Annotated in this window: 23 protein-coding genes; 12 read left to right on the top strand and 11 right to left on the bottom strand. The window is 66.4% G+C overall.

Annotation, left to right across the window (positions count from 1 at the left end):
- Nucleotides 1-80: 80 nt before the first annotated feature.
- Nucleotides 81-848 (top strand): hydroxyacylglutathione hydrolase, encoded by a 768-nt coding sequence (gene gloB, locus QOU61_RS36375; RefSeq protein ID WP_289662090.1) that lies wholly within the window; start codon nt 81-83, stop codon nt 846-848.
- A gap of 8 nt (nt 849-856) precedes the next feature.
- A complete protein-coding gene (locus QOU61_RS36380; RefSeq protein WP_289655977.1) occupies nt 857-1,279 on the top strand; it encodes a cupin domain-containing protein in 423 nt (140 codons plus the stop codon).
- 9 nt (nt 1,280-1,288) lie between these two features.
- On the opposite strand, the gene yddG is transcribed toward QOU61_RS36380, so the two are convergent.
- From yddG to QOU61_RS36395, 3 genes are all read right to left on the bottom strand, one after another.
- Nucleotides 1,289-2,155: an aromatic amino acid exporter YddG gene (yddG, locus tag QOU61_RS36385; RefSeq protein ID WP_289655978.1), complete on the bottom strand. Its 867-nt coding sequence runs from the start codon at nt 2,153-2,155 to the stop codon at nt 1,289-1,291.
- Between the two features lie 151 nt (nt 2,156-2,306).
- Nucleotides 2,307-3,032 (bottom strand): acetoacetyl-CoA reductase, encoded by a 726-nt coding sequence (phbB, locus tag QOU61_RS36390; protein WP_289655979.1) that lies wholly within the window; start codon nt 3,030-3,032, stop codon nt 2,307-2,309.
- Nucleotides 3,033-3,388: 356 nt separating this feature from the next.
- Nucleotides 3,389-4,567, bottom strand: a complete 1,179-nt coding sequence (locus QOU61_RS36395; RefSeq protein ID WP_289655980.1) for an acetyl-CoA C-acetyltransferase — start codon at nt 4,565-4,567, stop codon at nt 3,389-3,391.
- Nucleotides 4,568-4,873: 306 nt separating this feature from the next.
- Here QOU61_RS36395 and phaR point away from each other — a divergent pair, with 306 nt between their 5' ends.
- Entirely contained in the window at nt 4,874-5,458 is a 585-nt protein-coding gene (gene phaR, locus QOU61_RS36400) for a polyhydroxyalkanoate synthesis repressor PhaR (protein WP_289655981.1), read from the top strand.
- A 186-nt stretch (nt 5,459-5,644) separates the two neighbouring features.
- Here the strand turns inward: phaR and QOU61_RS36405 are convergent, their stop codons facing one another.
- Complete coding sequence (locus QOU61_RS36405; RefSeq protein WP_289655982.1) at nt 5,645-7,990, bottom strand: acetamidase/formamidase family protein; 2,346 nt, start codon at nt 7,988-7,990, stop codon at nt 5,645-5,647.
- Between the two features lie 355 nt (nt 7,991-8,345).
- Between QOU61_RS36405 and QOU61_RS36410 the strand changes: the two genes are divergently transcribed.
- The gene (locus QOU61_RS36410) at nt 8,346-9,800 is read left to right on the top strand and encodes an acetamidase/formamidase family protein (RefSeq protein ID WP_289655983.1); all 1,455 of its coding nucleotides are present in this window, start codon (nt 8,346-8,348) and stop codon (nt 9,798-9,800) included.
- 140 nt (nt 9,801-9,940) lie between these two features.
- On the opposite strand, the gene QOU61_RS36415 is transcribed toward QOU61_RS36410, so the two are convergent.
- Nucleotides 9,941-11,632 carry a putative bifunctional diguanylate cyclase/phosphodiesterase gene (locus QOU61_RS36415; RefSeq protein ID WP_289655984.1) on the bottom strand — a complete coding sequence of 564 codons (1,692 nt, stop codon included), beginning with the start codon at nt 11,630-11,632 and terminating at the stop codon, nt 9,941-9,943.
- 202 nt (nt 11,633-11,834) lie between these two features.
- On the opposite strand from QOU61_RS36415, the gene QOU61_RS36420 reads away from it, so the two are divergent.
- Entirely contained in the window at nt 11,835-12,107 is a 273-nt protein-coding gene (locus tag QOU61_RS36420) for a hypothetical protein (protein WP_289655985.1), read from the top strand.
- 32 nt (nt 12,108-12,139) lie between these two features.
- Here the strand turns inward: QOU61_RS36420 and QOU61_RS36425 are convergent, their stop codons facing one another.
- From QOU61_RS36425 to mtgA, 3 genes are all read right to left on the bottom strand, one after another.
- Complete coding sequence (locus QOU61_RS36425) at nt 12,140-12,799, bottom strand: hypothetical protein (RefSeq protein ID WP_289655986.1); 660 nt, start codon at nt 12,797-12,799, stop codon at nt 12,140-12,142.
- Nucleotides 12,800-12,931: 132 nt separating this feature from the next.
- Nucleotides 12,932-13,114, bottom strand: a complete 183-nt coding sequence (rpmF, locus tag QOU61_RS36430) for a 50S ribosomal protein L32 (protein WP_289655987.1) — start codon at nt 13,112-13,114, stop codon at nt 12,932-12,934.
- Between the two features lie 164 nt (nt 13,115-13,278).
- Complete coding sequence (gene mtgA, locus QOU61_RS36435; RefSeq protein ID WP_502877001.1) at nt 13,279-13,938, bottom strand: monofunctional biosynthetic peptidoglycan transglycosylase; 660 nt, start codon at nt 13,936-13,938, stop codon at nt 13,279-13,281.
- 201 nt (nt 13,939-14,139) lie between these two features.
- Between mtgA and QOU61_RS36440 the strand changes: the two genes are divergently transcribed.
- Nucleotides 14,140-15,063, top strand: coding sequence for a polyprenyl synthetase family protein (locus tag QOU61_RS36440; RefSeq protein WP_289655989.1), 924 nt, complete (start codon nt 14,140-14,142; stop codon nt 15,061-15,063).
- Between the two features lie 22 nt (nt 15,064-15,085).
- A complete protein-coding gene (locus QOU61_RS36445) occupies nt 15,086-15,772 on the top strand; it encodes a DUF1345 domain-containing protein (protein WP_289655990.1) in 687 nt (228 codons plus the stop codon).
- A 48-nt stretch (nt 15,773-15,820) separates the two neighbouring features.
- On the opposite strand, the gene QOU61_RS36450 is transcribed toward QOU61_RS36445, so the two are convergent.
- The 3 genes from QOU61_RS36450 to QOU61_RS36460 all read right to left on the bottom strand — a co-directional run bounded on the left by QOU61_RS36450 (nt 15,821) and on the right by QOU61_RS36460 (nt 19,454).
- Nucleotides 15,821-16,852 (bottom strand): MerR family transcriptional regulator, encoded by a 1,032-nt coding sequence (locus QOU61_RS36450; protein ID WP_289655991.1) that lies wholly within the window; start codon nt 16,850-16,852, stop codon nt 15,821-15,823.
- Between the two features lie 116 nt (nt 16,853-16,968).
- A complete protein-coding gene (locus QOU61_RS36455; protein WP_289662092.1) occupies nt 16,969-18,810 on the bottom strand; it encodes a caspase family protein in 1,842 nt (613 codons plus the stop codon).
- A 218-nt stretch (nt 18,811-19,028) separates the two neighbouring features.
- On the bottom strand, nt 19,029-19,454 hold the full coding sequence (locus QOU61_RS36460; protein ID WP_289655992.1) for a GFA family protein: 426 nt from the start codon (nt 19,452-19,454) through the stop codon (nt 19,029-19,031).
- Nucleotides 19,455-19,545: 91 nt separating this feature from the next.
- On the opposite strand from QOU61_RS36460, the gene QOU61_RS36465 reads away from it, so the two are divergent.
- The 5 genes from QOU61_RS36465 to QOU61_RS36485 all read left to right on the top strand — a co-directional run bounded on the left by QOU61_RS36465 (nt 19,546) and on the right by QOU61_RS36485 (nt 25,479).
- Nucleotides 19,546-19,920 carry a nuclear transport factor 2 family protein gene (locus QOU61_RS36465; RefSeq protein WP_289655993.1) on the top strand — a complete coding sequence of 125 codons (375 nt, stop codon included), beginning with the start codon at nt 19,546-19,548 and terminating at the stop codon, nt 19,918-19,920.
- Between the two features lie 141 nt (nt 19,921-20,061).
- A complete protein-coding gene (gene bla, locus QOU61_RS36470) occupies nt 20,062-20,922 on the top strand; it encodes a class A beta-lactamase (RefSeq protein ID WP_289655994.1) in 861 nt (286 codons plus the stop codon).
- 139 nt (nt 20,923-21,061) lie between these two features.
- Nucleotides 21,062-22,669 carry a Na+/H+ antiporter gene (locus QOU61_RS36475; RefSeq protein WP_289655995.1) on the top strand — a complete coding sequence of 536 codons (1,608 nt, stop codon included), beginning with the start codon at nt 21,062-21,064 and terminating at the stop codon, nt 22,667-22,669.
- A 314-nt stretch (nt 22,670-22,983) separates the two neighbouring features.
- Nucleotides 22,984-23,697, top strand: a complete 714-nt coding sequence (locus tag QOU61_RS36480; protein ID WP_289655996.1) for a gluconate 2-dehydrogenase subunit 3 family protein — start codon at nt 22,984-22,986, stop codon at nt 23,695-23,697.
- 12 nt (nt 23,698-23,709) lie between these two features.
- Nucleotides 23,710-25,479 carry a GMC family oxidoreductase gene (locus QOU61_RS36485; RefSeq protein WP_289655997.1) on the top strand — a complete coding sequence of 590 codons (1,770 nt, stop codon included), beginning with the start codon at nt 23,710-23,712 and terminating at the stop codon, nt 25,477-25,479.
- Nucleotides 25,480-25,505: the final 26 nt, after the last annotated feature.

Below are 25,505 nucleotides of genomic sequence, written 5' to 3' on the forward strand. Positions count from 1 at the left end.
CCGAATATTGCATTGCCCCCGAAGCGTTAACGCCATATCTGTGGCTTCGAACCCGGGACGCATTGATGAATGGAGCGATCATGGCCGCCGAGATCCGCCTGCTCACCTGTCTGACCGACAATTTCGGCGTCCTGATCCACGATCCCGCGACCAAGGCGACCGCGGCGATCGACGCGCCGGAAGCGGCGCCGATCATTGCCGCGCTCGAGCGCGAGGGCTGGCAGCTCACCGACATCCTGATCACCCATCACCATCACGACCACGTCGGCGGCGTCGCCGAGCTGAAGAAAAAATACCGCTGCCGCGTGGTAGCTCCGCAAGACAAGGCCGCCAAGATCGCCGACGTCGACCTGCGCGTCGGCAACGGCGACGTGGTGAAGGTCGGCAATCTTCTCGGGCGCGTCGTGGAAACGCCGGGCCACACACTCGACCACATCACTTACGTTTTCGACAGCGAGAAGACGGTGTTCGCCGCCGACACGCTGTTCTCGATCGGCTGCGGACGGGTGATCGAGGGCACCCATCCGATGATGTGGGATTCGCTTTTGAAGCTGCGCGCGCTGCCTGACGACTTCAAGCTCTATTGCGGCCACGAATATACCGCCGCCAACGTCAAGTTCGCGCTCTCGATCGAGCCGGACAATCCGGCGCTGCAGGCGCGCGCGGCGCAAGTGGCAAAGCTGCGCGCGGCGAACCAGCCGACACTGCCGACCACGATGGGCGAGGAGAAGAAGGCCAACGTCTTCCTGCGCGCCGACGAGCCGTCGGTCGCGGCCAAGCTGCACATGAAGGGCGCGGCTCCGGCCGAAGTGTTCGGCGAGCTGCGCGAGCGCAAGAACAAGTTCTGAGCGCACGCATGGCAAACGCGGCCGACATCATCGCACGGCTGGAATTGCGGCCGCATCCGGAAGGCGGACACTACCGCGAGACGTTCCGCGATTCCCGCACCGATGCCCATGGACGCGCGCTGTCGAGCGCGATCTATTTCCTGCTGGCGCGCGGCGAGCACTCGCACTGGCACCGCATCGATGCGGTCGAGATCTGGCATTATTACGCCGGCAGCCCGCTCGACCTGAGGATCGCCCACGACGGCTGCACCGCGCATGGGGTGCGGCTCGGGCCTGATTCCACCGCGGGCGAGCGACCGCAGGCGATCGTGCCGGCGCATGCCTGGCAGTCGGCCGAGACCACCGGCGAGTGGACCCTGGTCGGCTGCACGGTGGCGCCCGCCTTCGAGTTCGCGACCTTCGAGCTGGCGGCGCCCGGCTGGGCGCCGTAAGCCCACCCGTCAGCGCTTCCAGACCATATCCTTCGCGGCGACCAGGCCGCCGCCGGCGATCAGCACGGCGGCAAGTGCAATCGTCGCCGTCGGCTTCGCATAGCCGGCAAGGATCAGGAAAGCGGTCGAGAGCAGCGGCGTCGCATAGGAGGCCGCGCCCAGCACCCGGATGTCGCCGCGCTTCATGCCGATGTCCCAGGCGTAGAAGGCGGCACCGACCGGGCCGATGCCGAGCCCGATCACCGCGAGCCATTGCAACGCGGTTGCCGGCCACACCGTGGTCTCGATCGCCGCATGCACGGCAGCCGCGAGCAGCGCCGTGGCCAGGCAAAAACCCGCGACCGCGTCGGTCGGCACCGCCTTGAGCCGGCGCGACAGCACCGAATAGGTCGCCCACACGAACGCCGCGATGAAGGCCGCGATCAGGCCGGGCACCTGGCCGGCTACGAAACCAGATGTATTGCCGCCGAACAGCAGCACGGTGCCGGCAAGCCCGAGCACCGCGCCGATGACGTGATGCGCCGCGAGCCGCTCGCCCGGCAAGAGCGACGAGAACAGCACGATCAAAAGCGGCCAGAGATAGTTCAACAGCCCCGCTTCCGCCGGCGGCGCAAAGCGCAGCGCGAGGAAATAAAGCGCGTGATAGCCGAACAGGCCGCCGACCCCGACGGCCCAGGCGACCAGCGGCTGGCGCAACGCCTTCGCCGCGCCGGTGCGGCCGAGAAAGGTCGCAAACCCGACCAGCGCGCCGATCCCGAAAGTCATCGCCGCAAGCTGGAACGCGGGGATGGTCCCGGTGGCGACCGTCATCACCGCAAGCAGCGACCACATCAGGATCGCGGTCAATCCGATCAGGGTCGCGCTGCGAGGGCTCATCACGGCTCCGTCATGACCGAGCCTGTCCCGGCCATCCACGCTCCGTCTCCAAAGACGTGGATGCCCGGCGCCCGCCTTCAGCGAAGGCGGACATGCCGGGCATGACGAGCCATTTGCATCATCCGACGTCGCGGCGCAACGCCTGATGACGTCACACCATGTACTGGCCGCCGTTCACGCTCAGCGTCGAGCCGGTGATCGCACCGGCCTCGTCGGCGGCGAGGAACACCACCGCGCGCGCGATCTCCTCGGGCTCGCCCAGCCGTCCGGTCGGAATCAGCGGCAGGATGGATTTCTCCAGCACGTCCTTCGGCACCGCCTGCACCATTTCGGTGTTGATGTAGCCGGGGCAGATCGCGTTCACGGTGATGCCGCCCTTGGCGTTCTCCAGCGCGAGCGCCTTGGTGAAGCCGATCTCGCCGGCCTTGGCCGCCGAATAATTGGTCTGGCCGAACTGGCCCTTCTGGCCGTTGATCGAGGAGATGTTGATGATGCGGCCGAACTTGCGCGCGCGCATGCCCTCGATCACCTGCCGGCTCATGTTGAACAGCGAGCCGAGATTGGTGTTGATCACCGCGTTCCACTGCTCCAGCGACATCTTGTGAAACGCGCCGTCGCGGGTGATGCCGGCATTGTTGACCAGCACGTCGACCGGGCCGACCTCGGCCTCGACCTTCTTGATGCCGGCGGCGCAGGCATCGAACGAGGCGACGTCCCATTTGAAGACGGGGATGCCGGTCTCGGCCTTGAACTTCTCGGCCGCGGCGTCATTGCCGGCATAGCTCGCCGCCACCTTGTAGCCGGCCGCCTTCAGCGCCTTGCTGATCGCCGCACCAATTCCACGTGTACCCCCCGTCACCAATGCTACGCGTGCCATGTCAATTTCCTCCTTGGGTCACTCTTCTTAGCGCCGGAATTGTCCCGGTCGTTTGACGAAGCTCAAGCGGTCGATTCAAACTAGTGCCCGCTTTCCGAAGTTCGTCATACGTCGCCGCAATCTCTTGCACGAACTTCGGAAAGCAAAGGGCACTAGCAAACCTACGATTCTGGTACCGCTTTCGATCTGAAGTTCCTAATGGATGATCGCTGCGGGCAGTGTAGGAACTTCAGATCGGCGGCACCAGCGCTTGAGACGAAAATGCCCGGCGCGAGACCGGGCATTTTGTTTTATCAGCTTGCGCCGCGGTTGACAGATGATCTTTTCATCATTCGCCTCGCCGGCTCAGCTTCCGTTCAGTCGCGGGCAATGCACATCGCGATGCCCATGCCGCCGCCGATGCACAGCGTGGCGAGGCCCTTCTTGGCGTCGCGCTTCTGCATCTCGTGCAGCAGCGTCACCAGGACGCGGGCGCCGGAGGCGCCGATCGGGTGGCCGATCGCGATCGCGCCGCCATTGACGTTGACCTTGGCAGGATCCCAGCCGAGATCCTTGTTCACCGCGCAGGCCTGCGCAGCAAACGCCTCGTTGGCCTCGATCAGGTCGAGATCGGCGACGCTCCAGCCGGCCCGCTTCAGCGCGGTGCGGGAGGCCGGGATCGGCCCGGTGCCCATGATCTTGGGATCGACGCCGGCCTGCCCCCAGGAGACGATGCGGGCGAGCGGCTTCTTGCCTTCCTTGGCGGCCTGCTTGGCGGTCATCAGCACCACGGCGGCGGCGCCGTCGTTGATGCCGGAGGCATTGCCGGCGGTGACGGTGCCGTCCTTCTCGAAAGCGGCCCTCAGCTTGGCCATGGCATCCAGCGTCGCGCCGTGGCGCGGATATTCATCCGCATCGACCACGACGTCGCCCTTGCGGGTCTTGATCGTCACCGGAACGATCTCGTCCTTGAACCTGCCGGCCTTCTGCGCCGCCTCGGCCTTGTTCTGCGAGCCGACCGCAAATTCGTCCTGCTGGGCGCGGGTGATCTGGTATTGCTTGGCGACGTTCTCGGCGGTGTTACCCATGTGGTAGCCGTTGAAGGCGTCCCACAGCCCGTCCTTGATCATGGTGTCGATGAATTCGAGCCCGCCCATCTTGACGCCGGCGCGCAGATGCTGGGCGTGGGGAGCCATGCTCATGGACTCCTGGCCGCCGGCGACCACGATGTCGGAATCGCCGTTGAGCAGGGCCTGGTAGCCGAGCGCAACCGAGCGCAGGCCCGAGCCGCAGAGCTGGTTGACGCCCCAGGCCGGGCTTTCGACCGGGATGCCGGCGGCGATCGAGGCCTGGCGGGCCGGGTTCTGGCCCTGGGCCGCGGTCAGGATCTGGCCAAGGATGACTTCGGATACGCGTCCGGGCTCGACGCCGGCGCGCTGCAGCGCCGCCTTGATGGCGATGGCACCGAGATCATGGGCGGGGGTGTTGGCGAATGCGCCGTTGAAGCTGCCGACCGGGGTGCGGGCGGCGCTGACGATGACGACATCGTCTGACATGGACATCTCCTGGGGCTTGAGGGTCTTGGACGGGCGGGCGCCGGAATTGGCAGGCCACTCTCTCGACCCATCCTGTTAACGTCGTTGAGGCATGTCAATCCGGCCCGAGGGGAATGGATGATGCCGGCGCCCGCAAAATGGGCGCTCTGGGCCATCGCTGAGCGGCCCCGTTGTCCGGAATTAACCGTGGTGCACAAAACGGTAGCCGAACCGCATTGAAAATGCTTACCTTTGCTGCGATGCATTGCTTGAGGCCCTGCGGCTCGGCCGTCGGGTTCCTGGTCCGCGGCGAACGAGCGAGAGCCCATGGCGAAGTCAGACCAACCCACCACGATCAAAAAATACGCCAACCGGCGGCTCTATAATACCGGCACCAGCACCTATGTGACGCTCGAGGATCTCGCAGCGATGGTGAAGGATGGCGAGGATTTCCTCGTCTATGACGCCAAGACCGGCGACGACATCACCCGCTCGGTGCTCGCACAGATCATCTTCGAGCAGGAGAACAAGGCGGGCCAGAACCTTTTGCCCACCACCTTCCTGCGCCAGCTCATCCGCTTCTACGGCGACAGCATGCAGATGGTGGTGCCGAAATTTCTCGAGCAGTCGCTGGAGACGCTGACGCGGGAGCAGGAGAAGTTCCGCAAGCAGCTCGCTAACACGTTCTCGGGCACGCCCTTTGCTCCGCTGGAAGAGCAAGTTCGCCGCAACATGGAGCTGTTCCAGCAGACCTTCTCGATGTTCAAGCCGTTCGCCCCGCGATCGAGCGAGCCGGAGAAGGTGCCGGAGCCGGAGCACGACAACAACAATATCGAAGACCTGCGCCGCCAGATGAAAGAGATGCAGGAGCGTCTCGAGCGAATGTCGCAGGAGCCGAAGAAAGAGGAGTGAGGGCGCGGCTCGCGCCCAACCCTCTTTATGCGTCGCCCCGGCGAACGCCCGGGCCCATAATCACGAATCTTGATTGTTGGAAGACGCCGTGGCGCGCCGCATGCGCGACGGCACGCAGTTGTGGATATGGGTCCCCGCCTTCGCGGGGACGACAAGCTCCGTTGCATCGCGCATCACCGCGCGAATTCACGCGCCGATCTGCGATCCGAACATCGCCTTGCGGAGGATCGCGTGCACGCCCCAATTGCCGTCGGCGACCTGGGTGATTCCGAAATCGACGCCGAGCGAGATCAACGCCACGGCCTCGTCCTCGTTCAGCCGATGGTGCTGCATCAGGAATTTTCGCGTCGCGCGAAATGCGTTGCGCAGCGCCAGATCGACCGATGACCGCCGGTAGATCTCCGACTGTGCATGCCGGCCAAGCTCGCGCAGATAATTGCCGTAGCTGAAGCCGTGCAGGATCCATTCCCGCGGCGTCTCCAGCAACGGATGCGCGAGCCCGTCGAGATAGGGTTTTGTGCTCCGCCCCTTCTTGTGCAGCACAAAGCGGAACTGGCCGGTGAGCGAGAATTCCAGCGCGGTGCCGTTGATCTCGCCGTCGCCCTGCGCGAAGTGCGGATCGCCAACCGAGAACAGCGCGCCGGGAACGGCGACCGGCAAATACAGCGTGGTGCCCTTGCCGGCGCGCCAATTATCGACATTGCCGCCGAAATAGCCGGGCGGAATCGAATCCACCAGTTCGGATTCCCGCGGCGCCACCGCCATGAAACCGAAATGCAGCCGCGCCGGAATGCGCACGTCGGCGAGCACGGATCCCCGCTTCTCGATGGTCGCGTGGTCGACCGGCACGCCAGGATAGTCCATCGTCTCATGGCGGACGCCGAACGGATCGGTCTGCGGCGTCCAGCGATAGGAATAGACCGCGCGCGCCCACTCGGCGTCGCGATCGGTCTCGAAGATGGTGATGGTCTCGCGCTGGACCGGCGGATCGATCAGGTCGTTGTACTGGAAACCCCACCACGCCGCGGCGTTGCTGCCGAAGGATTTGCCGGAGAACGCCGGATTGGCACAGGGCCGCGGCCGGATGTCGACGATCTCGACCTCGAGCACGTCGCCAGGCTCGGCCCCTTCGACATGGACGGGGCCGGTGCAGATGTGCACGCCGAACCCTTCGCCGGCGCCGCGGCCGAAGATCGAGCCATCCATCGGGCCGGCGCCACGGCGCTCGACCGATTTGCCCTCGGCGGTCCAGTGGAACACGCTTTCGGCGCCGGCATCGCCCTTGATCATGCGCTCATGGTCGTCGAAGGCGTGCTGGGTCAGCGTCTCGATCGTGACCAGCGCGCCGGACTGCACCCGCATGACCGGCGGGATGGAGCGGCTGAGATAACCCCAATGGGTGGTCTCGCGGGATACCTTGAGGTGATGCGACGAGACCGGCGCGGCGGGGGCGACCGCCGCGCGTGAAACCACCGCGCTTTCGCCCGTCTGGCGCGGCGCCGCCTCGCGCGTTGGCGCCGGCGCGAGCCGCAACAGCGTCGCGGGCCCGCGCCCGAACAGCGGGCGACCGCGGGTGCGCTCGGTCGCGGGATCGCGCGGTACCGTCTTGCGGAATTCGCGCGGCGAGGTGCCGTAGGTCGCGCTGAACATGCGGGAAAAATGCGCCTGGTCGGCAAAGCCCCAGCGATAGCTGATCGCAGCGATGCTCTGGTCGGCATATTTCGGATCGATCAGGTCGCTGCAGCAGCGCGCCAGCCGCCGCTCGCGCAGGTAGGCGGAAAAGGTGGTGTGGTGGCGCTCGAACAGCCGCTGCAGATAGCGCGGCGACAGGCCTTCCTGACGCGCGACATCCGCAAGCGTCAGCCCGGGATTGCCGAGCTGCGCCTCGATCGCGGCATCGATGCGACGCAGATGGCCGGCCTGCACCTGGGTCAGCGCCTCGGCATCGACCTGGGACTCGCCGAGCAGCGCGCCGGCCGCGAGCTCGGTGACCGCGACCTCGGCGGTGGCAAGGTCGGCTTTCTCCAGGATGCCGAAATTGCCGGCCAGCGTGCGCATCACCTGCCGCGCGGCGGCGGCCGCAACCGTCGACCCGAGCACGACAGGCAGGCGAAGCCGGTTGTAGCCGAGCCGGCCGAGCAGCCGCTCGCGCGGCAGCTCAAGCAGCACGATCTCGAAATCCTCGCGCAGCGCCATGCGCCAAGGCGCCTGCAGATCGCAGACCGAGACGTCGCTGTCGGCGAATTCGCAACTGCGCTGGCCCGCGATGATGCTGCCGCGGCCGAGCGCATGGAAGATGATCGCGACGCGCGACGCCGCGCCGTTGCAGACGATCTCCTGCTCGCTCGAGCGCAGCAGCGCAAGCTGCGCCCCCGTGGTCGACCGCTTCGCGGTCAATTCGCCGAAGGCGAACGGGCCGGTCGCGGGCAGGCAGCAGTCGAGCATGAAGCCCCTGAGCGCCTCGCGCCACGCTTCCCGCTGGTTCTGCAGCGGGATCGCATCGATCGAAACCCGATAGGTGGTGGCGACCATCGCGCTTCCCCCGGGCCCCTGCCTGGCGGCCTCGTCACTTTGCCGTGAGCGGCAGCGTGCACCGATTGCCGTAAGGCGGCAAGCGCATTGCGCCGACATTCGATGGCGTTGCGATGCACATCGCGTGCCGCGCGGCCTGCACGAGCCGGCCGGCGCTCGGCCTGCCAGGCGACCGATTTGACGAAATACGTCCAAATTCTTGATCGCGTTCCGAAAAGCGCAAACCATCGCTGCCGCCCGCACAACCGGCGCGATGAGGTCTGGCAAATTATTGGGCGCTCCCGGTCATGGCCGCACCGGTCCGGCGCGCGGCACCCTCCTGGTTGGCTTTCTCTAGAACCCAAGGGAGAAGAACATGTGCGCGGGCGACGACAGGAACTGTCCGGATTTCGAACTCCACCATCGTCAATTCAAGGAAACGCTCGATCGCGAACGTCGCTCATTCCTGCGGTCGAGTTTTGCGGCGGCAGGCGGCGCTGCGGCGATGACCGCCGGCGGCATTTCGCTGGTGACGCCGAAAATGGCGGCGGCCGCCGAGAAGCACCAGCCGGCCACGCGCGCCTACCACCACCTGCCCGCCAATGCCGACACCGTGCATTGGGGCTATTTCAGCAAGAAGCTGAAGCCGCAGGTCGAGATCGATTCCGGCGACTTCATCACCATCGAGGCGCTGACCCATCACGCCAATGACGATGCCGAGCGCATGGTCAAGGGCGATCCCGGCGTCGAAAGCGTGTTCCTCTGGACCAAGGAGAAGAAGGGCGTCAACCGCCGCGGCGCAGGTCCCATGGACGCCTCGCTGTTCGGACGCGGCGCCGGCGAAGGCCTCGGCGTGCACATCTGCACCGGCCCGGTCTATGTGCGCGGTGCCGAGGAGGGCGACGTGATCGAGCTGCGCATCATCGACGTCATGCCGCGGCCGAGCGCCAATCCGCAACACCAGGGCAAGGCGTTCGGCAGCAACGCCGCCGCCTGGTGGGGCTTCCACTACAAGGATCTGCTCACCGAACCGAAGCCGCGCGAGGTCGTCACCATCTACGAGGTGGACGCGACCGGCGAGCGCAACTGGGCCAAGGCGGTCTACAACTTCACCTGGACGCCGCAGACCGATCCCTCGGGCGTGGTGCACAAGACCATCGACTATCCCGGCGTGCCGGTCGACCATTCCACCGTCAAGGAGAACCACGGCATCCTGAAGAACGTGCGGATTCCCATTCGCCCGCATTTCGGCGTGATCGGGCTCGCACCCAAGGAAGCCGACATCGTCGACTCGATCCCGCCGAGCTACACCGGCGGCAACATCGACAACTGGCGGATCGGCAAGGGCGCGACGATGTACTATCCCGTGGCGGTGGAAGGCGGGCTGCTGTCGGTCGGCGATTCCCACGCCTCGCAGGGCGATTCCGAGCTGTGCGGCACCGCGATCGAATGCTCGCTCAACGGCACCTTCCAGGTCATCCTGCACAAGAAGGCTGATCTTGCCGGCACCGCGCTGGAAGCGCTCGACTACCCGATGCTGGAGACGCGCGACGAGTGGGTGGTGCACGGCTTCTCGTTCGCCAACTACTTAAGCGAGCTCGGCCCGAAGGCGCAGTCGGACATCTACAACAAGTCCTCGGTCGACCTCGCGCTGCGCGACGCGTTCCGCAAGATGCGCCGCTTCCTGATGACGACCAAGAAGCTGACCGAGGACGAGGCGATCTCGCTGATCACCGTCGGCGTCGATTTCGGCATCACCCAGGTGGTCGACGGCAATTGGGGCGTCCATGCCGTCATCCGCAAGGACCTGTTTGCCGGCGGCGTGAGCTGAGGAGCAGGACCGTTAGAGCATGATCCGGAAAAGTGTGGTGCGGTTTTCCCTCGCGACAAACGCGGAACGCGTTTGCGCGGAGATCATGCTCAATCAAGAACCTAAAGCGCGATGACGATTCAGCCTGATCTCATCGCGCTTTAGCCGGCGGCCGGAAGCGCCGCGCCGCCGGCGGCGTCCCACGGACGCTGCGGCGAGGCGAGCCCGGTCAGCCGGCCCTGGATATAGTCGCAGCCCCAGTCGCGCAGCAAATCAGCGGATTGCTCGTCCTGCACCCATTCGGCGACCGTCTTGATCTGCAGCCGCCGCGCCAGGTCGATCAGCGTCTGCACGAAAGCGCGGTCGTCGGCGGACTCGGCGATGTTCTGGACGAAATCGCCGTCGATCTTGACGATATCGACACCGAGCTTGCGCAGGTTGCGGAACGAGGTGTAGCCGGCGCCGAAATCGTCGATCGCGATGCGGCTGCCGAAATTCTTCAGCCGGGTGACGAAGCCGCGCACGTCGTCGAGATCCTGGATGGCGACCGTCTCGGTGATCTCGACGATCAGCCGCTCGCCGACCCCGGGATGGGCGCGCATCAGCGATTCGATCGAGGCCCACCAGTCCGGATCCATCGTGGTTCCCGGCGAGATGTTGAGGCTGAGCTGGACGTTGCTCGCCTGCGCGAGCTCGCCGATCACGAGCTCGAGCACGCGGTGGTCGACCAGGCGGATCAGGCCGAGCCGCTCGGCGACGGGAACGATGTCGGGCGCCAGCAGCACCTGCCCGTCTTCCTGCTCCATGCGCACCAGGCATTCGTAGAATCCGGCCTGCCGCGAGCGCGCGTCGACCACCGGCTCATAGGCCATCACGATCCGCCGTTCGTTGAGCGCGGTGACGATCTCGTCGGTGACTCGGATGTTGACGCGGCGCTGCGCGTCGCGCGCGACGTTCGGCCGCCACAGCGAGAACGAGCCGGCGCGGCGCCGCTTGGCGCCATCGAGCGTTTCGTGGGCGCGGTTGATCGCCTCGTCGGTCGAGCGCGCATGGCGCGGCACGTTGACCGCGCCGATCGAGGCCGTGACCGAGACCGGGCCGGACTTGGTCGGCACCACCTCGTCGCGGATGGCGGCCAGGAAGCGTTCCGCCGCCACATTGGCGTCCTCGACCGTGCAGTTCTTCAGGATCAGGCCGAACTTGTTGCCGGAGAAGCGGCCGAGCACGTCGCCGCCGCGCAGCCGCGCGCGGATGCGGCGGGCGACTTCCGCGATCACGGCATCGGCGACGTCGAAGCCGAACGCGTCGTTGATGCGGGAGAGGTGATCGATTCCGATCAGCATGAAGGCCGAAGTGGCGCGAAAGCGCGTGCCTTCCTCGATCGCCTGCGCGAGTGCTGCGACCAGATGGGTGCGGTTCAGCTCCCCGGTCAGCGGGTCGCTCTCGGCGAGCTTCTTCAGCGCCTCGTCGCGGGCGTGGCGCTCATTGTCGATGCGCACGATGCCCTGCGCGCGGGCCGGTCGGCCATCGGGGCCGGCGAACCAGCGGCCGGTCTCCTCGATCCAGACCAGCGGCGCGGAGGTGGTCGCCCGCACGCCATATTCGATGCGGTAGGGCGTGCCGTCGCCGCCGTGGATCGGCGGCGACTGCATCAGCGCGTCGTGCCGGATCGCGCGCTGCGGCTCGATCAGCTTGGCGAACTCAGCTCCGCTTGCGAGCGAGGCGGCCGGGATATCGCCGAGCACCGCACCCGCGGCCACCCATTCGATCGCGTCGGTCGCGATGTCCCAGACAAAGGCCGCCTGGCCGAGCGAGGCCAGGATGGTCGACAGCGGCGGCGGGGTGGTTGTCACGGACGCCTCGTTTCGGGACAGGCCGGGCCATTCCCGGCGCTGAAGGATCGAGCCTCTTGCGTCGCACAGGCTAGGCCAAGTTCATAAACAATTTGGAAACCACGTTTGGCGAGCGCCGGGAACCAAAAAGGCCCGCACGGCATAGAGCTTGCGAGGTTCAAACCGTAACGGGGCGAGATGTCCCAGAATGTGACGGTTTGCCATGACGAGCATGAACGAGCAGGCATTCGAGGACGGCAGCTTCGAGGAAGTCGCGCCGGTTCCGGGCGCGCTTGTTCCGGTGGCCGAGCCGGTGACATTCGTGACCCGATTGCCGCTGCCGAATTCGATCTTCCTGACCCAGGTGATGGCGAGCGCCGAACAGCTGCCGCCGTCGCGCGATCAGGCAGAGGTGCACCCGGTCGATCCTCGGTCGGCCTACGCAGCCTGTGGCAAATGGCGTCCGACGGGTTTCAGGACGCGGCAGGTCATCTGACCCCGTCTCGGGCGTAACACCGTCTCTGGCGGCTATTGGCGCGGCGGCTCGTCCGGCGTGGTGCGCGGGCCATCGGCCGTGCTTGGGCCAGGCTGAAGCCCGGGGGATGCGACCTCCGGCGAGGCCGGATTGACCACGGGTGCCGGCTGGGCTGCGGGGCGGCCGGGGTGATCGAGCAGCACGGATTCCGCGACCGAGGCCGCTGACTTCACTGCGGGCTCCTGCGCCGGCGTCGCGGCTGGTGGCGCCAGCTCGGCTGGCGGCTCGGCGACTGGCCGCTCGAACGGAGCCTGCGGCGCCGGACCCACCGACGCAACGGGCTGCAAGCGGCGGCGCGAGCGCAGCGCCACGCCCGCCAGGAAATCCGACAGCGCAAGCAGCGTCAGCAGGAAATAGGTCGAGGTCGCGAATCTCGGCCACAGCACGAATTCGGCCGCGGCGGCGGCGAACAGCACGAACGACAGCAGGTGATCGGTAAGATATTTCGCGCCCGGCCGCGCCGCCTTGAACACCTCGAGCAGCAACAGCAGGATGCCGAGCGTGAGCAGCACGTCGCTCAGCGTGATCGGCCACTCGCTGCCCGAGACCAGCGTCAACCGCACCAGCGGCTCGCTGAGCGAAACGCCGGGCATCAGAAAGACCAGGATGTTGTAGATCGCGAGCGGGATCAGAAGCAGCGGAAAACCGATCATCGCGGAGGCCTTGGTTCAAACAGCGAATCAGCCGGCGATGCGCTGGCGCGCCGCCGCCGGCATGGTCTTACCTCACACGCTGGCCGAATTCAGGCAGGGGATCGCGCCCCGCCCGAAAGGTCCACAACTGGATCAGGATTCTTTCTTCTTCAGGACCTGACGGCCCTTGTACATGCCGGTCTTGAGATCGAGGTGGTGCGGACGGCGCAGCTCGCCGGAATCCTTGTCCTCGATATAGGTCGGCTTCTTCAGCGCATCCGCCGAACGGCGCATGCCGCGGCGCGACGGCGAAGTTTTTCGTCTGGGAACGGCCATGTCGGTGTCCTCTAGGGATAGGTCGAAGGCATCGCCCGAAACGGGATGGCTCAGCGCGCCACGCGCGAACCGGATGCCGGTCAAGGCCGCGCTTATAGAGGAAGGGACGGCGTAAAGCTAGGGTCCGGCGCGGCAAAAGCGCGCAAAAATCAGCCAAAAAGGCCTCAATTTTCGCTCCAGCAGCGCTGCAAGCCGGCCGCCTGGGACCGCGCCAGATAGGTTCCGGCCAGCCGGCGCACGCCGGGCCCGGGATTGCGGGCGCTGCGGACATGGGGGTTGGGCAGGATCGCGGCGAGCAGCGCCGCCTCGCGCGGCCACAGCGAAGCCGCCGAATGGCCGAAGGCATAGGTGCTGCCGGCCTCGGCGCCGAACTGGCCGGAGGGGCCGAGCTCGGCGACGTTCAGGTAGATCTCCAGGATCCGCTGCTTGGGCAGGGTGAAATCAATCCACATCGCCAGCGGGAATTCCAGGACCTTGCGCACCGCTCCCGGCAGCGGCCACAGGAACAGGTTTTTCGCCACCTGCTGGGTGATGGTGGAGGCGCCGCGCAGCCCCTCGCCTTCCTGCGCGTCGTCGATCGCCTCGCGCACCGCGCCCCAGTCGATGCCGTGATGCTTGCAGAAACGCGCGTCTTCGGCCGCGACCACGGCCCGCGGCAGCGCCGGCGAAATCGCGTTGAAATCGACCCATTGCCGCGCCACCGGCTGGCCGTGCGCCCAGCGCCACAGCATCAGGGTCGAGACCGGATGGCCGGCACGGTAGAGCGGCGCCAGCAGATAGGGCACGAGCAGCAGGAGCAGCAAAATCAGCAGCAAAGGTCGGATGAGGCGCAATCGATTTCAGGCTCAATCGGTCGGACAGGCCATCATGGGGGCGAAAGCGCCTGCCGCGCGATGACAATTCGCGGTTTTTCCAGCGCTTTTGTGGCGCGTTTACCCCCGCCCTCGCGATTGACGAAGCCGGGCGCATAAAGGATTGTCCGGCGCAAATTACCCCTCTACCCCCCTTTCCCGGAGCCCCGTTTGATGACTGGCACTGCCGCAACCGATTTCGCGACGCGACTGGACAAGACTGCGGAGGATACCGAGGCCTTGCTCGGCGACCTGCTCTCCGACGCGGTCGAGCCGGACGAGATCGTGCGCCCGAAGCGGCTGATCGAGGCCATGCGCTATTCGAGCCTCGGCGGGGGCAAAAGGCTGCGGCCGTTCCTGGTGGTGGAAAGCGCGGCGGTGTTCGGCGTGCCACGGCCAGCCGCGCTGCTCGCGGGCGCCGCACTCGAATGCATCCACTGCTATTCGCTGATCCATGACGACCTGCCGGCAATGGACAACAGCGACCTGCGCCGCGGCCGCCCGACCCTGCACAAGGCCTATGACGATGCGACCGCGATCCTGGCCGGCGACGCGCTGCTCACCATCGCCTTCGACATCATCACCCGTGACGAGATCCATCGCGAGGCGAGCGTCCGCCTGGCGCTGACCCGCGCGCTCGCGCGTGCCGCCGGCGTCGGCGGCATGGCCGGCGGCCAGATGCTGGATCTCGCCGGCGAGGGCCGTTTCGGCGACCGCGAGCCGGTCGACGTGGCGCGGCTGCAGCAGATGAAGACCGGCGCGCTGCTCCGCTTCGGCTGCATCGCGGGCGCGCTGCTCGGCCAGGCCTCGGCGAAGGAATACCAGGCGCTCGACGACTACGGCAAAGCGCTCGGCGAGGCCTTCCAGATCGCCGACGACCTGCTCGACGTCGAGGGCGATGCCGCCGCGCTCGGCAAGCAGACCGGTCAGGATGCTGCGCTCGGCAAGACCACTTTCGTCACCCAGCTCGGGGTCGACGGCGCCAAGAAGCGGGTGCGCGACCTGCTGGCGCGCGCCGATTCCGCGCTGTCGATCTTCGGCGCCAAGGGCGACGTGCTGCGGGCGGCCGCGCATTTCGTCGCTGAACGCAAGAACTAGAGCCCGACAGGAGCGGGCACGCATGAGCGGGGAATTCGAGGAGCGCCTGCTCCGATTCCGGAAACTGCCAAGGCCTGTTCGCATCATCTATGCGCGGCCGCGCACCTTCATCGCGCTTGCGGTCGGCATCATCGCTTTCGTCGCCCTGCCGGGCACGCTGCGCGAGGTGACGCGGCTTCTGCTCGCCTGGGACGTCTTCGTCGCGCTCTATCTGCTGCTCGTCTACACCATGATGCTGCAGAGCAGTTCCACACGTATCAGGCGCGACGCGCGGCTGCAGGACGATGGGCGCTTCCTGATCCTGCTGATGACCGCGCTCGGCGCGTTCGCCAGCATCGCCGCGATCGTGCTCGAGCTTGGCGCGGCGCACCGCGCCGCCCACGGGCTGGCGCTCGCGATGGTGACGATCGCCTTGTCCTGGGCGGCGGTGCATACCGCGTTCGCCCTGCACTATGCCCATGACTATTATCGCGGCGCGACGCCCGGCGGCCTGCAATTCCCGAGCGGCCAGCAGGAAGACCATGCCGACTACTGGGACTTCGTCTATTTCTCCTTCGTGATCGGCATGACCGCGCAGGTGTCGGACGTCGGCATCACCGACAAAATCATCCGCCGCACCGCGACCGTGCACGGCATCATCGCCTTCGTATTCAACACCGCGCTGCTCGCGCTGACGGTCAACATCGCGGCGACCGCGATCTCGGGCTGAGGCGCGGCGCCGCGAGCGGCAGCCGTCGACCATGAGCGCGGAGCGCAATCACTGGGCCGGCCGCCAGGCGATCAAGCCTTCGGTTCGCGCGCGCACGTCAGGCGCCGCCAGACACGTGGCAACGGCTTCATAGCCCGGAGATCCCGGATAGGGCGCTACGCGCCTCGGCGGGCTGTGATCGGCCGGACACAGGATGATCGCCTCGTCGGTGCCGACGGCGTCGAGGTCCAGGATCGAGCTTGAGCGTGAGAGAAAAAACAGCGGCCGTGCATTTCGCCCGCGGCGACGCAGATCGGAGATCAGCGCCCGCTGGGTTGCCGCATCGAGCCCCTGCTCCAGCATGTCGATCACCAGAAAAGCCGGACCGTCGGCCTGCAGCGCGGCGAGCAGCGCGACCAGGGCCACCGACGCGACGCCGCCTTCATCGACAAGCGCGGCGAGGTTGCGGTCGACCCGCGATTTCAAAGCCGGGTCGGATTTGAGGCGGGCACGCGCGGCCGCGCCGCCGTGGGCCAGCCGGTCCAGGCCGACAAAGGCCGCGCCGGGCAGCGCTTCGGCAAGCCGTATCGCGAGCCGCGTCTTGCCGCTCCCGAGCGGCCCGACGATGTAGTTCAGCGGCCGGATCTCGCCCAGTTCAAACCGCTCGCCACCCCACGGCCAGGGCAGATCGAACGCGACACTGATCCCGCCGTTCCCCCGGGACGGACCAGTGCTCTGTCCGCTCGGCGTCCTCTCGCCTCGCTCCAGACCGGCGCGCAGCCGGCGAACCTTGCCGATCACATCGCCAAGCGCGCGGGCTCGGCCATCGAGCGTCGCTTCATGCGCAGCCAGGACATCCGCGCGCGTCGCTGCATCGCTTTCGAGCACGCGCACCACTTCACCGAGGCTGAGCCCGAGCCCGCGCAGTTCCACGATTTCGGCGGCACGCGCCATCTCGGACGGACCGTAGGCCCGCCATCCTGCCGGGCTGCGGGCGGGGCGGATCAATCCGCGCTGCTCGTATAGCCGCAAGGCCTTGGCCGAAACGCCAAGCTGCCTCGCAGCCTCGGCAGGCTTAAGCAGTCGCGCGGCAGAATCCACGAATCACCTCAGATCATGCTTGCCGCAGCCGTTATACGGGCGGCCGCAGGGGCCGGGTCAATGGCGAGGGAAAAGAAGCAACGACGCGGGCGGCATCCTGTCTCCGCCCGTCCGCCTTAACGGCACACCTCGACATTGCCGCCCTGCCCTTCCCATGGGCCGCCCTGCGCAAAGGTCTTGAATTCGAGGTGGCAGCCCTTGGAGACCGGACGGCAGCCGGCGCGATCGCACACGATCTGGCCCGAGCCCGATGCCGCGGCGCGCGGCCTGGGCGCAATTGAGCCGCCGCCAAAGCCGGAACCGGCATCGTCGCGCTGGCGGGGAGTGCGCTCGGCGCGGTCGCGACTGTCACCATCGTCGCGTTTGGCGGAGGGCGTCCTGGCACGGCGCTTCTCGCATTCATTGTCGTCGTTGAGGACCGTGCCCTCGGCGCACACGATCTTCGCACAATGGTCGCTATCGGCCTTGTAGCCGCGCTCGCACACCAGCGGGCAGACGCGCGCCTGCTTCTGCTTGATGGCGTCGAGCGTATCGGCGCTCACCGTCTTGACGTCGAGCGTCATGCCGGCATTGCGGTTGAAGGCAGACAGCGAGCGCTGCGAGGCCGCGTTCCAGTCGCCGTCGGCCGCGCCGGTGAGGCAGCCGACGCGGCGCAGCTCCTGCTGCACCGACTTGACGACGTCGCCCTGCGAAGGTCCTACGGTCAGTGCGGCGACGCTCACTCCCTTGTCGGGCGCGGCGACGCCGGCGCGGGTGTCGCCCGCCGCGGCATTGTTGCTGGCGATCTGCGCCTCCGCCGCCTTGTCGGCCCGCTTGCGCTCGGCTTCCGCAGCCTGCCCCTCGGCGATCTGCTTGGCCTTTTCCGCCGCAAGCCGCGCCTGCTCAGCAGCCTTCGCATCGGCTTCCGCCTTGGCCTGCGCTTCCTTCCTCGCGCCTTCGGCGGCGAGCCGCGCCCGCTCCTGCTCGGTCTGCCGCGCTTTTTCGGTAGCGGCAACGCGTGCTTCCTCGGCCGACAATTTCTCCAGCTGAAGCTTGGCGAGGCTCGCATAGAAGCCGTCGGGATATTGCGCGAGGAAGGCGTTCAATGCCGCCTTGTTGCCGATCTGCAATGCGAGCTCGTAGTCGTGCCGGATATCGGCCTGCGGATTGGCCGCGGCCGGCCCGGCGGAGGCGGCCTGGGCCGGCGGCGGCACCAGCGGAACGTCCTCGCCGCCGAGCGAGCCGTAGACGAACGGTTCCTGGCGGTTGGCGGTCGCCTTCAGCACGTCGTCGCGCACGAAGCCGAAGGCGCGGCGCACGTCGAGGCCCGGCCGGGTCAGATGTTTCGACAGCGCCGCCGTGAACGGGCTGTTTTTCGTATCGCCATCGAGCGCCGTCGAGCCGGCCTTGGCCGAATAGGCGATCAGCGTGTTGGGACTGGCCGGCTCGATCTTGGCAAGGCCGCGGCCGATCGCGCGCGAAGCCACGGTGCGCTTCATCGATTTGGCGAACGGATTGTCGCGACAGGCATCGAGGATCACGAGCCGCAACTGCTTCGCCGGCTCGACCGCGACCAGCACCCGATCGAGCGACAGCGCCTCGTCGAACACGTCGGTGTCGCGCTCGAGCCGGGCGTCGACCGGGATCAGGTAGTTGGCGCCGTCGACCTCCATGCCATGGCCGGCATAGTAGATCACGGCGATGTCGGCACCGAGGGCAGCATCGGAAAAGTCGCGGAGCGCGCGGCGGATCTCGACCGCGGAAAGATCGCGGCGGGAATCCACCACGTCAAAGCCGGCATCCTTGAAGGTGGCCGCGATCGTGGCGGCGTCATTGGCGGGATTGGCGAGCGGCGGCACGTTCTGATAGGCCGAATTGCCGATGACCAGCGCCACGCGCTTGCCGGCGAAGGCCGGCTCGGCGGCAAGCAGCAGCACGGCGGCGAACAGGAAAACGGTCAGTTTTAGCGGTTTGAACATGGTCATCATGACGCTTGACCCGCGTCCCTCCGGGGTACTCTGCCAGCGGCCTGTCCCTGGTTTCGTGAGCCAGGTCACCCAAGTGGAACCCGCCCACCGCAACAGTATTGGCCCCCTGACGGTTAGTATCGTCCGGCGCCGTGCCGGTTCGGACCAGATTGGCTGCATTTTTGCCGTTTCCACCGCGCCGCGCGCGGCCGCGACCTTCTCCCGGGCGGTCATCCGGCCACAACGTGCTCCTGATATTGCGGCAAGCCGTCGGTAATCGTGAACCAGGGCGCCTTGGAGCCGACGAAGATGTGTGCGGTCGGCCGAATCGAGGGATCGTCAACCAGCGTTCCCATCGCGACATGAGCCCAGGCGCCCTCGCGGACCACGGAATAGAGCAGAGAGCCGCATCGGCCGCAGTGCGCATCGTGAGCGCTCCCCTCGCCGAAGATCATCAGCCCGTCCTTGCCTTTCGTGATCGCGAGCCTGTCGCGTTCGATGCCCGCAAACGGCTTGAAGGCCGCGCCCGTCGCACGCCGGCAATTCGAGCAGTGGCAATTTGCGGCGTAGGAGAATGCGTCCGCTACCGCATAATGCACCGCGCCACACAGGCATTTTCCGGAAAGGGTACGCTTGCACACGCTTGGAGCTGTCACAGGCTTCTCATTTGCTTTGAATATCGTGCCATAGTGTATCTTACGAATTCGGGGCCGAGTTCAACAAACGACGACATCAGGGAGAGCAACCATGAGTCTGGACCGTTCCACCGTCGAAGCGGTGGTGAACCACTATTTCGACGGCCTCTATGAAGGCGATGCCGACAAGCTCGGCGCCATCTTCGATCCGTCCGCCGACCTGCGCTGGGTGGAAAAAGGCGAGCTGCAGGTTCTGCCCGTGCCAGACTGGCTCGATCGCGTACGCAAGCGTCCCTCGGGCAAGGCCGAGGGCAAGAAGCGCGAGGACTTCATCGTCACCATCGATCGTTCCGACGACAAGACCGCCTTCGTCAAGCTGCGCTGCCAACTGCCGCCGCGCTATTTCACCGACTATCTGGTGGCGATGAAATTCGGTGACGGCTGGAAGATCGTCTCCAAATCCTACCGCTACGACCTGCGCGAGTGATGCGCGGCACGCCGCCGCATTTTCACCCAACGACGCTGCTCTAGGGGAGCGGACTTGACGTTCGCTACCCCCTCGCCGCAAGGAGCCTGCCGCAGCGGGATACGAATATTAGAATCGGACCACTAGAAACTAGAAACATTCATGCTGATAGATCGTCGCTCCGTGTTGGCCACCATGTGGTGGCTGACGGCCGGGCCAGCGCTTGCGCAGACGGCGCCGCCCGCCCTCGAAACTTATGAACGCCAGACCGGCGGCCGGATCGGTCTCCACGCCGAAGACCTGACGACGGGGGCGACGCTCGCCGCCTGGCGCGCCGACGAGCGTTTCGTGATGTGCAGCACCTTCAAGGCATCGCTTGCCGCCTGCGTGCTGTCGCGGGTTGACCGCGGCGAGGACCGGCTGGAAACATCGATACCCTACGGGACGGCCGATCTCCTCGGCTATGCGCCGGTGGCGAAGGAGAAGCTGTCGGCCGGCGCCATGTCGATCGCCGACATGTGCGGGGCCGCCGTGGAGCTCAGCGACAACACCTGCGCGAATTTGCTGCTGGCGCGGATCGGCGGGCCGGCGGCATTGACCGCCTTCTGGCGCTCGATCGGCGACACCGTCACGCGGCTGGATCACAACGAGCCTGAGCTCAATCGCTCCCGGCCGGGCGACCCGAACGACACGACGAGCCCTGCCGCGATGGCGGGCAATTTGCGCCGGCTGCTGTTGGGCGACGCGCTGTCGCCCGACTCGCGCGCACGGCTGACGGAATGGATGGTGAATTGCAAGACGGGCGCCAACCGGCTGCGGGCCGGGCTGCCGAAGAACTGGAAGATCGCCGACAAGACCGGCAACAACGGCAAGGATGCGGCCGGCGATATTGCCGTGGTTTGGCCGAAGCCCGATCATCCCGTGCTGATCGCCGCCTACACCCAGGGCGGCAATCCGTCGCCCGCAGAACTACAGACGGTATTCGCGGCCATCGGAGGCCTGGTGGCGCAGCGGCTGAGTTGACCCGGGTATGCCAGGCCAGCGTTGCCGGCATTGGCCGGAACGGTCACAAATTTCCCGGCCGCGGTCGGATCGCATCTCATTTGCGGACACAGCCCAACCGGATTGACCGGACAGGCCTTCCGGGCCAAACCATGAAGCCGTGGAAGCGCGATTTCAGATATTCCTGATCCTCCTCGCGGTACTCGCGGGCACCGCCGTCCTGGCGCGGCGACTCAACATCGCACCGGCGATCCTGCTGATGGTCGCCGGCATCGCGCTCGCCTTCGTGCCGGGCATGCCCTCGGTCGAATTGCCGCCGGAGCTCGTGCTGCTGGTGGTGCTGCCGCCCTTGATCTATTCGGCGGGCGTCGCGATGAGCTGGCGCGAGTTCAAATACAGTCTGCGCCCCATCATCCTGCTCGCGGTTGGCTGCGTCATCTTCACCGCCTTCGCGGTGGCCGCTGCAACCCACTATTTGATCGGGCTGCCGTGGAGCGTCGGCTTCCTGCTCGGGGCCATCGTCGCGCCTCCCGACGTGGTCGCGCCGCTCGCGATCGCGCGCAAGCTCGGGCTGCCGCGCCGCATGCTGGTCGTGCTCGAGGGCGAGGGGCTCGCCAACGACGCCACCGCGCTGATCCTCTACCGCTTCGCCGTGGTCGCGATCACGACCGGCACCTTCTCGCTATCGAAGGCAACCGGCACCTTCCTCGCCATCGTCGCCTGCGAGGTGCTGTTCGGCATAGCGGTCGGCTGGGTGAGCCTGCGGGCGCGGCACTATGCGCGCGATCCGCAGGTCGAGATCACGCTGTCGCTGATCACGCCCTATCTCGCCTACTGGGTGCCCGAGCATTCCGGCGGCTCCGGCGTGATCGCAACCGTCGCCTGCGGGCTCTATATGAGCTGGAACGGCCCGCTCTGGATATCGGCGGCGACGCGCCTGCAGGGCGTCTTCTTCTGGAACCTGATCATCTACCTGATCGAGGGGCTGTTGTTCCTGCTCACGGGATTCCAGATGCGCTCAATCCTGGAAAGATCGAAGGCGTTTCCGCTCGACGACATCCTGTGGGTCATTGCGCTGGTGGTGGCGATCATCATCGTCGCGCGCTTCGCCTGGACCTATCCGGCGATCTATGTGCCGCGCTGGATCAGCGCCAACCTGCGCGCACGCGATCCCGCGCCGAGCTGGCGATGGACGTTCATCCTGTCGTTCACCGGCGTGCGCGGCGCGGTGTCGCTCGCGGCCGCGCTGGCGCTGCCCTTTGCGCTCGAAAGCGGTGACGCATTTCCCTATCGCGACCTGATCCTGTTCGTCGCCTTCGGCGTCATCATCGTCACGCTGATCGGGCTCGGCCTCACCCTGCCGCTGGTGGTGCGCTGGCTCGGCGTCGCCAAGACCGCGCGCGCCGAGTACCGCGCCGAGCATGAATCCGAGATCGCGGCCCGCCGCGAGGCGCTCGATGCCGCGCTCAAATCGCTCGACGCCATCACCGAAGACCGCAACCTCTCCGACGAGGTGGTCCGCCTGCTGCGCGCGCGGCACGAAATACGCACCACCCAGCTTCCCGACTCGCTCGACCCCGACCACCACGACGTCTCAGTGACGGGGACGGCGCTGACGCGCGAGCTGATCGCGGATGAGCGCAAATTCATCCACGGCCTGTTGCGCGACGGCAAGATCACCGACGAGGTCAGGCGGCGGATCGAGCGCGACCTCGACCTCGAGGAAGCAAGCCTCGCCAACCGCGAATACCGGCCGACGTCGCTGTAGCATTTCGTCGACGAAATTTTCATGTTTCGACCCTTCGCGTTGCCTCGCGCCATGCTGCATCGCGAGAGATAACGCGTCCGGCGTTTCTATGTTGTGCGATCAGCGACCTGCCCCTATCGTAGCGCGCAAGAAGCCGGGGAAGAGACGTTGCAAAGCGCGCCGGACACCGCAGCCAGATTGATGTCGCAAAGCCCGATGCGGCGCGCGACATGGCGTTTTCGGCGGCCGGCAAGACCGGCCATGCCGGCACCGACCTCCCAATCTCCGTTCATCTCGCTGCAAAATCCCCTCACAGCCACCCTCGGGAGGTCCCCATGACGGACGACACCGTTCCACGCCGCCAGTTCCTGCTCGGCGCAGGCCTTGCGGGGACCGCGCTTGCCGCCGGCCTCGCCGAGCCGGCGCAGGCGCAACAGCCGAAACCTGAGGCGGCCGCGGCGCAGCCTGCGCCGGAAGAACCGTTCGTCACGCTGACCGCGCCGGAAGCAGCCTTCATCGTCGCGGCGGTCGACACGCTGATCCCGGCCGACGAGCTTTCGCCCTCGGGCAGCGAGTGCGGCTGCGCCGTCTTCATCGACCGCCAGCTCGGCAGCGCCTGGGGCGGCGGCGCCAAGATGTATCGCGGAGGGCCTTATCTGAAAGGCAAGCCCGAGCAGGGCTATCAGCTGGCGCTGACGCCGCGCGAATATTTCTCAGCAGGCATTGCCGCAGCCAATGCCTGGACGCGCAAGACCCATGGCAAGGATTTCGACCGGCTCGACGCGCCCGATCGCGTTACGGCACTGAAGGCGATGGAAGAGGGCAAGGCGCAGTTCGAGAATTTCGACGCGCGCGCCTTCTTCGCGCAATTGCATGGGATCACCATGGCCGGCTTCTTCGCCGATCCGGTCTATGGCGGCAACCGCGACAAGGTCGGCTGGAAGCTGCTCGGCTTTCCCGGACTGCCCGCCACCTATGCCGACAAGATCGATACCTATCGCGACAAGCGCTATGTCGCCGAGCCGCAGTCGATCGCGGACTTTTCCTAATAGGAGGCGGCGATGGCCACAAGATTGAAGGACGTCGACGCCGTCGTGATCGGCATGGGCTTCTCGGGCGCGATCCTGTCGCGCGAGCTGACCAAGGCCGGCCTCAACGTGGTCGGGCTCGAACGCGGCGCCGACCGCAATCCGGCGGAGGAATTCACGCTGACGCGGCTGCGCGACGAGCTGCGCTATGTGGCGCGGCTCGAATTGATGCAGGACAATTCGATCGACACCGTCACCTTCCGCAATGCGCCCGACGAGCTCGCGCTGCCGATCCGCCGCTTCGGCGCCTTCCTGCCCGGCGAGGGCGTCGGCGGCACCGGCATCCACTGGGGCGCGCTGCACTGGCGCTTCCTGCCGACCGACTTCCGCATCCGCAGCGCGCTGGCCGAAAAATACGGCGCCAAGGCCATCCCGGATACGATGACCATCCAGGACTGGCCGGTCAGCTATGACGAGCTCGAGCCGCATTATGATCGCTTCGACAAGCTCTGCGGCGTGTCGGGCCAGGCCGGAAATTTGCGCGGCAAGGTGATCGCCGGCGGCAACCCGTTCGAGGGCCCGCGCAGCGACCACTATCCCAACAAGCCGATCAAGACCGCGGCAGGGCCCGCGATGTTCAGCGCGGCGGCAACCAGCCTCGGCTATCACCCGTTCCCGATTCCGACCGCGACATCGAGCGCGCCCTATGTGAACCCCGAAGGCATCACGCTCGGCGCCTGCGAATATTGCGGCCACTGCAACCGCACCGCGTGCGAGGCCAACGCCAAGGCCTCGCCCAACGTCAACATCATGCCGGTCTTGCGCAGCGAACCGAAATTCGAGCTGCGCACGCGCGTGTTCGTGACACGAATGATTTACGACAGAGAGGCCAAGCGCGTGAGCGGCGTGGTCTACACCGACATGAAGACCGGCGAGGAATATGAGCAGCCGGCGGGGCTCGTCGTGCTGTCGTCCTTCGTGTTCGGCAACACCCAGCAATTGCTGCTCGCCGGGATCGGCGAGCCCTACGATCCCAAGACCGGCAGGGGCGTCGTCGGCAAGAACTACTGCTATCAGTTCGAGGCCGGCGGCGAAGCCTTCTTCGAGGGCCGCGAATTCAACCCGTTCATGGGCGCGCCCGGCATGGCGACCGCATTCGACGATCTCAACGGCGAGAATTTCGACCATTCCGGGCTCGGCTTCTTCGGCGGCGGCTATGTCGCCTGCATCAATGGCGGCGCGCCGCCGATCGGCGGCCGCGTGCTGCCGAAGGGCGAGCCGCGCTGGGGTGCGGGATGGAAGCAGGCGGAGGCGAAGTGGTACCGCTGCAACACCCGCTTCAACACGCAGGGCTCGGTCTATGCCCACCGCGACAACTTCATGGATCTCGACCCCACCTACAGGGATGCGCTGGGCCGGCCGATGATCCGGCTGACCTACAACGCCACCGAGAACGATCACAAGATGTCGCGCTATCTGGTCGAGAAGCTCGATGCCGTGGTCAAGGCAATGAATCCCACCCATTACGCCCTGCACAACCGGCCGAAGAACTTCACCATCGTGCCCTACCAATCCACCCACTGCACCGGCGGCACGATCATGGGAACCGATCCGAAGTCGAGCGTGGTCAACCGCTATTTGCAGGCGTGGGGCGCGCACAATCTGTTCGTCCAGGGCGCCTCGGTGTTTCCGCAGCAGCACGGCTACAATCCGACCGGCACGCTCGGCGCGCTGGCCTACTGGTCGGCCAAAGCCATCACCGAAAAATACCTCAAGAGCCCTGGTCCGCTGGTGCAGGCATGACCGGAGCAAGGCACGATCAGGGACAT

The sequence above is a fragment of the Bradyrhizobium sp. NP1 genome, from assembly GCF_030378205.1.
GTDB lineage: Bacteria > Pseudomonadota > Alphaproteobacteria > Rhizobiales > Xanthobacteraceae > Bradyrhizobium.

Excerpts from the sequence above, each read along its gene's own strand:
- gloB (WP_289662090.1), top strand. The coding sequence starts at position 81 with ATGGCCGCCGAGATCCGCCTGCTCACCTGTCTGACCGACAATTTCGGC.
- QOU61_RS36380 (WP_289655977.1), top strand. The coding sequence starts at position 857 with ATGGCAAACGCGGCCGACATCATCGCACGGCTGGAATTGCGGCCGCAT.
- yddG (WP_289655978.1), bottom strand. The coding sequence starts at position 2,155 with ATGAGCCCTCGCAGCGCGACCCTGATCGGATTGACCGCGATCCTGATG.
- phbB (WP_289655979.1), bottom strand. The coding sequence starts at position 3,032 with ATGGCACGCGTAGCATTGGTGACGGGGGGTACACGTGGAATTGGTGCG.
- QOU61_RS36395 (WP_289655980.1), bottom strand. The coding sequence starts at position 4,567 with ATGTCAGACGATGTCGTCATCGTCAGCGCCGCCCGCACCCCGGTCGGC.
- phaR (WP_289655981.1), top strand. The coding sequence starts at position 4,874 with ATGGCGAAGTCAGACCAACCCACCACGATCAAAAAATACGCCAACCGG.
- QOU61_RS36405 (WP_289655982.1), bottom strand. The coding sequence starts at position 7,990 with ATGGTCGCCACCACCTATCGGGTTTCGATCGATGCGATCCCGCTGCAG.
- QOU61_RS36410 (WP_289655983.1), top strand. The coding sequence starts at position 8,346 with ATGTGCGCGGGCGACGACAGGAACTGTCCGGATTTCGAACTCCACCAT.
- QOU61_RS36420 (WP_289655985.1), top strand. The coding sequence starts at position 11,835 with ATGACGAGCATGAACGAGCAGGCATTCGAGGACGGCAGCTTCGAGGAA.
- QOU61_RS36425 (WP_289655986.1), bottom strand. The coding sequence starts at position 12,799 with ATGATCGGTTTTCCGCTGCTTCTGATCCCGCTCGCGATCTACAACATC.
- rpmF (WP_289655987.1), bottom strand. The coding sequence starts at position 13,114 with ATGGCCGTTCCCAGACGAAAAACTTCGCCGTCGCGCCGCGGCATGCGC.
- QOU61_RS36440 (WP_289655989.1), top strand. The coding sequence starts at position 14,140 with ATGACTGGCACTGCCGCAACCGATTTCGCGACGCGACTGGACAAGACT.
- QOU61_RS36445 (WP_289655990.1), top strand. The coding sequence starts at position 15,086 with ATGAGCGGGGAATTCGAGGAGCGCCTGCTCCGATTCCGGAAACTGCCA.
- QOU61_RS36455 (WP_289662092.1), bottom strand. The coding sequence starts at position 18,810 with ATGTTCAAACCGCTAAAACTGACCGTTTTCCTGTTCGCCGCCGTGCTG.
- QOU61_RS36465 (WP_289655993.1), top strand. The coding sequence starts at position 19,546 with ATGAGTCTGGACCGTTCCACCGTCGAAGCGGTGGTGAACCACTATTTC.
- bla (WP_289655994.1), top strand. The coding sequence starts at position 20,062 with ATGCTGATAGATCGTCGCTCCGTGTTGGCCACCATGTGGTGGCTGACG.
- QOU61_RS36480 (WP_289655996.1), top strand. The coding sequence starts at position 22,984 with ATGACGGACGACACCGTTCCACGCCGCCAGTTCCTGCTCGGCGCAGGC.
- QOU61_RS36485 (WP_289655997.1), top strand. The coding sequence starts at position 23,710 with ATGGCCACAAGATTGAAGGACGTCGACGCCGTCGTGATCGGCATGGGC.